The sequence below is a fragment of the Actinomycetospora sp. genome, from assembly GCF_055612215.1.
Map to the genome: position 1 here is coordinate 1 of NZ_JBVPVA010000699.1, position 4,367 is coordinate 4,367.

4 protein-coding genes are annotated in these 4,367 nt (G+C 74.1%); all 4 read left to right on the forward strand.

Annotation, left to right across the window (positions count from 1 at the left end):
• Positions 1-971 (forward strand): alpha,alpha-trehalose-phosphate synthase (UDP-forming) (locus AC0CYZ_RS19220; RefSeq protein WP_472218218.1); only part of this gene is annotated, 971 nt, incomplete at its 5' end.
• 287 nt (positions 972-1,258) lie between these two features.
• Complete coding sequence (locus AC0CYZ_RS19225; protein WP_472218220.1) at positions 1,259-2,524, forward strand: hypothetical protein; 1,266 nt, start codon at positions 1,259-1,261, stop codon at positions 2,522-2,524.
• Positions 2,525-2,533: 9 nt separating this feature from the next.
• The gene (locus tag AC0CYZ_RS19230) at positions 2,534-3,550 is read left to right on the forward strand and encodes an NAD-dependent formate dehydrogenase (protein ID WP_472218222.1); all 1,017 of its coding nucleotides are present in this window, start codon (positions 2,534-2,536) and stop codon (positions 3,548-3,550) included.
• Positions 3,551-3,604: 54 nt separating this feature from the next.
• Positions 3,605-4,367: alcohol dehydrogenase catalytic domain-containing protein (locus AC0CYZ_RS19235; protein WP_472218224.1), on the forward strand; the 763-nt coding region annotated here is incomplete at its 3' end.

A 4,367-nucleotide genomic window follows, 5' to 3' on the forward strand; every position in this document is an offset into this window, starting at 1 on the left:
GCGAGCGGCGACCCGACCTGCGGATCGGCTTCTTCCTGCACATCCCGTTCCCGCCGGTCGAGCTGTTCCTGCAGCTGCCGTGGCGGACCGAGGTCGTCGAGGGTCTGCTCGGCGCCGACGTGGTCGGGTTCCACACCCCGGGCGGGGCGCGCAACTTCCGCTGGCTCGCCTACCGGCTCTGCGGCGCCGACGTCGACGACGCCCCGATCGGCCTCGGCGAGGCCCCGGCGCAGGTCCGGCTGCACGGGCACACCACCCGTGTCGGGGCGTTCCCGATCTCGGTGGAGTCCGCCACGCTCGCCGAGCGGGGCGCGGACCCGGCGACGGCGGAGCGCGCGGCGGCCCTGCGCGCCGAGCTGGGCGACCCGACGACGCTGCTCCTCGGCGTCGACCGGCTCGACTACACCAAGGGCATCGGGGTCCGCCTGGAGGCGTTCGGCGAACTGCTCGCCGACGGGCGCCTCGACCCGGCGACGACGACGCTGGTGCAGGTCGCCACCCCGAGCCGCGAGCGCGTCGACGCGTACCGCCGGACCCGCGACGAGGTCGAGCGCACCGTCGGGCGCCTCAACGGCGACCACGCCGCCCTCGGGCGCCCGGTGGTGCACTACCTGCACCGCTCGCTGCCGCCCGCCGAGCTGGCGCCGCTCTACCTCGCCGCGGACGTGATGCTGGTGACGCCGTTGCGCGACGGCATGAACCTCGTGGCCAAGGAGTACGTCGCGACGCGCCCCGACGACCGCGGCGCGCTCGTGCTCTCCGAGTTCACCGGGGCCGCCGAGGAGCTGACCGACGCCTGGACGGTCAACCCCTACGACCTCGACGGGGTCGCGGCCGCGGTCGCCGAGGCGGCGGCGTCGCACGGCTCGCCGGAGGCGCGGACGCGGATGGCGGCACTGCGCGCGCAGGTCCGCGAGCACGACGTCGCGCACTGGGCGGACACGTTCCTGGCCGCGCTCGGCGGATCCTGAGGGTCCCCGACCCGACTCCTGAGCCACTCCCGACGACGACGTGTGGGCGGGGCCCGCCGTGGGCAGCCCCCGAGTGCGCCGGCACCCGTCAGCGGGGCCGGCCCACCGTGGGCGACGCGAGCGCGTCGTCCGCCCGTGGAGAACGACGCGGGCGCACCCCGACACACAGCACCACGATCCTGCGCCGCTCGTCCTCCCCACCGCACCTCGGCCGCCGTCGGCGGCCGATGTCCGCCGGGCGCCCGGGCCGGCTCGCGGGATCGTCCGCGTCCGCAGGAGCACCACGCATGACCACCGTCGACCGCCCGTCGACCCCGACCGACCTCACCACCGACACCACGACCACCGACACCGCCACCGGCACCAACACCGACACCGACACCGACACCGCCACCGACACGACCGACAGCCGGGCCACCGAGGTCGTCGTCGGCCTCGTCGCGGACCCCGGGCTCGCGAGCGACCTCGTCGCCCGCATGGCCACCGAGCTCCCCGCCGCCCTCGACGCCGCCGTCTCGGGTCACCGCTGGCGGGTGGAGACCGCCCAGGGGCCGGTCGGGCTCGACGCCGAGGGCCTGCTGCCGATGCTGCGCCACGGCGCGGCGCTGCGGGCCCGGCACGGCTGGGACGTCATCGTGTTCGTGACCGACCTGCCGCGGCGCACCGGCACCCAGCCCCTCGTCTCCGACTACGGCTCCGCGGACGGCGTGGGCCTGGTGTCGCTCCCCGCGCTCGGGGCCTTCGCGCTGCGCCGGCGGCTGCGTCGCGCGGTCGTGGACCTCGTCGCCCACGGCCTGCTGGCCCAGCACGCCGTCGACCCCGTCCCGGCGGCAAGGCGTGGGCCCCACCCGCTCTCCCCGCCGGTCGCCCGCGTCGCGTCGACGGAGGAGGGCATCGACGCCCACCTCGCGCTGCAGGGCACCCGGGGGACGGTCCGCCTGCTGGGCGGGCTGGTCCGGGCGAACCGGCCCTGGCGGCTGGTGCCCTCGTTGTCCCCGGCGCTCACCGCGGCCTCGGCCGGTGCCGCGTTCGGGGTCTTCTACTCGAACATCTGGGATCTCGCGGCCGCCCTGTCCCCCGCGCGCCTCGCCGTCATCGCGGTCCTGGCGGTGGCCGCGATGGCGGTCTGGCTGATCGTCGACAACGGGCTCTGGGAGCGCCCGGCGGCGCGGGTACACCGCGAGGAGGCGACGCTGTTCAACGCCGCGACCGCCGCGACCATCGGGCTCGGCGTCGCCTGCATGGCCGTGCTGCTCGTCGGGCTGACCACCGTGGCGGCCGCCGTCGTCATCCCGGCGCAGATGATGCCGGGCGCCGTGGGGGCGGCGACGATCACCGCGTACCTGCGCCTCGGCGTCCTCGCCGGCGCGATGGGCATCGTCGCCGGGGCGCTCGGCTCCGGACTGACCAGCCCGGACGCGGTGCGCCAGGCGGCGTACAGCACGCGCGAGCAGCAGCGTCGCGCGCTCATCGACGACGACGAGCCGAACGCCCAGACCGAGGGCGACGGCGGCGCCCCGGCGGACGTGTCGCGCGCGACCGAGCCCGGGTAGCCGATCGCCATGAAGGTCGTCTACGTGTCGTACCCGCCGTCTGAGACGGGCGACGACGTCCCAGCCAGCGCCGACAACGCCCTCGGCCTGCGCCCCTACCTGGAGTCGCAGGGCCACATCCTGGTCACCACGACCGAGACCGGCGACGAGCTCGACCGGGAGCTGACCGACACCGAGGTCCTGATCACGACGCCGTTCTGGCCGGTCTACCTCGACGAGGACCGGCTCAAGTCCGCCGAGAACCTGCGCCTGGTGATCACCGCGGGCATCGGCTCGGACCACACCGATCCCGAGGCCGCGAAGGCGCACGGCGTCACCGTCGCCGAGGTGACCGGCAGCAACGTCGTCAGCGTCGCCGAGCACAACGTGCTGCAGATCCTCGCGCTGGTCCGCAACTTCGTCCCCGCCCACGCTGAGGCCCGCGACGGCGGGTGGGACGTCGCGAAGATCGCCGGCCCGTCGCACGACCTCGAGGGCAAGACGGTCGGCATCGTCGGGCTCGGGGCCATCGGCGCGCGCACCGCGCTGCGTCTCAAGGGCTTCGACGTGCGGATGCTCTACTACGCCAACCACCGCCGCTCCGCCGGCGAGGAGGCCTCGCTGGGCGTCCGGTACGCCCGGCTGGACACCCTGGTCGCCGAGTCCGACGTCATCTGCCTGGCGCTGCCGCTGATGGACGGCAGCCAGGCGCTGTTCGGCCCGGAGCGGCTCAAGGCCATGAAGCAGGGCGCCTGGCTGGTGAACACCGCGCGCGGCGCGATCGTCGACCGCGACGCGCTGGTCGAGGCGATCGAGTCCGGTCACCTCGCGGGCTACGCGGGCGACACCTGGTACCCGCAGCCCGCCCCGGCCGACCACCCGTGGCGCTCGCTGCCCGAGGGCTCCGAGGCCATGACCATCCACTGCTCGGGGATGACCCGGGAGGCGCAGGACAAGATCGCCGAGGGCGTGCACGAGATGCTCGAGGCGCACCTCGCCGGCCGCCCGATGCCCGACGACTTCGTCGTCGTCGACCCCTCCGCCTGAGCCCGCACCCGTCGCAGCACCGACCCCGCACAATCCACCGCGAGGAGACACCGCATGAAGGCACTCACCTGGCAGGGACAGAACGACGTCCGCGTGCAGGAGGTCCCGGACCCCACGATCCAGGCGCCGACCGACGCGATCGTGCGCATCACCAGCACCGCGATCTGCGGCTCCGACCTGCACCTCTACGAGGTGCTCGGGCCGTTCCTGGACAAGGGCGACATCCTCGGCCACGAGCCGATGGGCGTCGTCGAGGAGGTCGGGTCCGAGACCGGTGACCTCAAGGTCGGCGACCGCGTCGTCATCCCGTTCAACATCTCCTGCGGGCACTGCTGGATGTGCCAGCAGGGGTACATGGCCCAGTGCGAGACCACGCAGAACCGCGACCAGGGGATGGGTGCCTCGCTCTTCGGCTACACGAAGCTCTACGGCCAGGTGCCGGGCGGGCAGGCCGAGTACCTGCGCGTGCCGCAGGCGCAGTTCGGGCCGATCGTGGTGCCCGAGGGGCCGCCCGACGAGCGCTTCCTCTACCTGTCCGACGTGCTGCCGACCGCATGGCAGGCCGTGGCGTACGCCGACATCCCCAAGGGCGGCAGCGTCGTGGTCACCGCGGTGGGCGGTGGTCCCGACAACCACACGATCGCCATCAACGGCTCACCGGTGACGGGCTGGCACAAGAACATCCAGGGCTCGCTGTTCGGCGGGGCCAACCCCCTGTACGACATGCCGCGGCTGCTGGGACTGTGGCGGGCCGGCCAGCTCAAGCTCGAGGAGCTCATCACCAACCGCTATCGCCTGGACGAGATCAACCAGGGCT